Raw genomic sequence first — 3,404 nt, forward strand, 5'->3', positions numbered from 1 at the left:
GGGGTGGGGGGTTTCGGGGGGCCGGTATGCGTTGTTGCAGGCGCAGGCGACGGATCTGGGCAACACGGTGTTGTTCGCGAGCCTGGTCAGCGGGGGTGAGCTGCATGTTCTGGGTGAGGATGCGGCGATGGACCCGGCGGTGGTGGCCGGGTATCTGGAGGAGCATCGGATCGACTTTGTGAAGGTGGTGCCCTCGCATCTGGCGGCGTTGGGTGCGGCGGGTGGGCTGGCGCGGCTGGTGCCGGGGCGGTCTTTGGTTGTGGGCGGGGAGGCGGCGTCGTCCGAGCTGGTGGGGGAGTTGGTGGCGGCGGCTGGTGGGCGGGGGGTGTTCAACCATTACGGGCCGACCGAGACGACCATCGGGGTGGCGTGCGGGCCGTTGACGGCCGATGCGGTGGCGGGCGGTGTGGTGGCGGTGGGCCGTCCGGTCGCCAACACCCGGCTGTTTGTGCTGGATGAGGCGTTGTTGCCGGTGGCGCCGGGTGTGGTGGGGGAGTTGTATGTGGCGGGTGCTCAGCTGGCGCGGGGTTATGTGGGGCGGGCGGGGCTGACGGCGGAGCGGTTTGTGGCGTGTCCGTTCGCCGTGGGTGAGCGGATGTATCGGACCGGGGACCGGGTGCGGTGGACCGGGGACGGTCAGCTGGTCTATGTCGGGCGTGCGGACGGGCAGGTGAAGATCCGCGGCTTCCGGATCGAGCCGGGCGAGGTGCGCACCGTCATCGCGGCGCATCCGGGTGTGCTGCAGGCGGCGGTGGTCGCCCGCGAGGACACCCCGGGTGATCGGCGGCTGGTGGGCTATGTGGTGGCGGTCGATGAGGACGCGGACGCGGCCGGGCTGTCGGCCGCAGTACGCGCGCATGCCGCGCAGAAGCTGCCGGAGCACATGGTGCCGTCCGCGGTGGTGGTGCTGGAGGCGCTGCCGCTGACCGGCAACGGCAAACTCGACCAGCACGCCCTGCCCGCCCCCGACCACACCGGCGCGGCGGCTGCGAGCCGGGGGCTGGCCACGCCCGTGGAAGAGATCCTCTGCGGGGCGTTCGCCGAGATCCTCGGCCTGGACGCCGTCGGCGTCCACGACGACTTCTTCGACCTCGGCGGACACTCGCTCCTCGCTGTGTCGCTCGTGGAGAAGCTCCGGGCGCGAGGGGTGTCCATTTCCGTACGGGGCCTCTTCGAAAACCCCACCCCGGCGGAACTTGCGCGGGCGGCGGGACCGGAGAAGGTGACGGTGCCGCAGAACCGGATTCCCGCCGATGCGCAGGAGATCACTCCGGAGATGCTGCCGCTGGTCGACCTGGACGCCGCCGGGATCGAGCGGGTCGTGGCCGCGGTGGACGGCGGGGCCGGCAACCTGGCGGACGTCTATCCACTGGCCCCCCTGCAGGAGGGCATCTTCTTCCTCCACCTCATGGCCGACCGGGACCGCGGTGACGTGTACGTACAGCCGCACGTGCTGGAATTTGATTCGCGTGCCCGCCTCGACGGGTTCCTTGCAGCATTCCAGCAGGTCATCGACCGGCACGACATCTACCGCACCGCCATCGCATGGGAAGGGCTGCGCGAGCCGCTGCAGGTCGTCGCGCGCCGGGCGACGCTGCCGGTGGAGCACATCGAGCTCGATCCGAACGGGCCCGACCCCGCTGAGCAGCTCGTGGCCGCGGGTGGCTCCTGGATCGACATGGACCGGCCCCCGCTGCTGCGCGTGCTCACCGCGCAGGACCCGCACAGTGGCCGCTGGCTGGCGCTGCTGCGCATTCACCACATGATCCGGGACCACCGCACACTGGAGGTGCTGGTCGAGGAGCTTCGGGCGTTCATGTCCGGACAGGGCGAGACGCTTCCGGAGCCGCTGCCGTTCCGCGACTTCGTGGCCCAGGCCCGGCTCGGGACGGCTCGGGAGGAGCACGAGCGTCACTTCTCCGGTCTCCTCGGGGACGTCACCGAGCCCACGGCCCCCTTCGGGCTGCTTGACGTGCACGGTGACGGCGTGGACGCGGTCCGCGTCCAGCTGCCGGTGGACGAGCACCTGGCCAGGCGGGTGCGCGGGGTGTCGCAGCGGCTGGGGGTCAGCACCGCGTCGTTGTTCCACCTCGCTTGGGCGCGGGTACTGGCGGCGGTGTCGGGGCGGGACGACGTGGTCTTCGGCACGGTGCTGTTCGGACGTATGAACGCGGGTGCCGGGGCCGACCGGGTACTCGGGCCGTTCATCAACACGCTGCCCGTACGCGTGCATGTCGACGAACGAAGTGTCCTGGTGGCGCTGCAAGAGCTGCGCAGCCAGCTCGCGGACCTGATCGTCCACGAGAGCGCCCCGCTCGCGCTGGCCCAGAAGGCCAGCTCCCTGCCCGGTGGCAGCCCCCTGTTCACCTCGATCTTCAACTACCGGCACAACCAACGCGCCGCAGAGCGGACCGGCCCCCGCATCGAGGGCGTCACCATACGGCTGTCCCGGGACCGCACCAACTACCCGCTGGACGCAGCCGTCAGCGACACCGGCAGCGGCTTCGTCCTGACGGTGGACGCGCTGGCGCCTGCCGATCCGGCCCAAGTCAGCGACATGCTCCACACCTGCCTCGCGAACATCACCACCGCGCTCGAGGAGGAGCCCGACCGGCCGCTGAGCGCGGTGCCCACGCTCGACGACACGGAGCGCCGCCGGGTGCTGGTGGAGTGGAACGACACGGCCGTCGACCTTTCCGCCGTGACCGTGCCGGAGCTGTTCGCGACACAGGTGGCGCGTGTTCCCGAAGCCCTCGCCCTGGTGTCCGACGAAGTCGAGCTGTCGTACGCGGAGTTGGACGCGCGGGCCAACAAATTGGCACGCCGCCTGGTGGCAGCGGGAGTCGGGCCGGAATCGGTCGTCGCGGTGGTGATGGAGCGCTCGCCCGATCTGGTGGTGGCGCTGCTGGGCGTGCTCAAGGCCGGGGGTGCGTATCTGCCCGTCGATCCGGCGTACCCGGTCGGGCGGCTGGTGTTCATGCTGGGCGACGCACGCCCGTCCTGTGTGATCACGACCGAGGCGTACGAGCAGGCAGTGCCGGGGCTGGTCGGCGTTCCCGTGCTGGTGCTCGACGACCCGTCGATGATCGCGCAACTCGACGGCACCGATGCGGCGGACCTGACCGACAGCGAGCGCGGCGGTCCGCTGCTGCCCGCGCACCCCGCCTATGTGATCTATACGTCGGGGTCGTCGGGGCGGCCGAAGGGTGTGGTGGTGTCGCATGCGGGTGTGGGGAGTTTGGTTGCGGCGCAGGTGGCGGGGTTTGGGGTGGGGGTGGGCTGTCGGGTGCTGCAGTTTGCGTCGGCGGGTTTTGATGCGGCGACGTGGGAGTTGTTGATGGCGTTGGGTTCGGGTGCGTGTCTGGTGGTGGGGGGTGTGGGGGAGTTGGTGCCGGGGCCGGTGT

General features: G+C 70.7%; 1 protein-coding gene. It reads left to right on the top strand.

What is annotated here, in order from left to right:
- Positions 1-31: 31 nt before the first annotated feature.
- Positions 32-3,404: AMP-binding protein (locus ACFVYN_RS41160; RefSeq protein WP_390008002.1), on the top strand; the 3,373-nt coding region annotated here is incomplete at its 3' end.

Source organism: Streptomyces sp. NPDC058307 (assembly GCF_042880295.1).
In the GTDB taxonomy this organism is placed as follows: Bacteria; Actinomycetota; Actinomycetes; order Streptomycetales; family Streptomycetaceae; genus Streptomyces.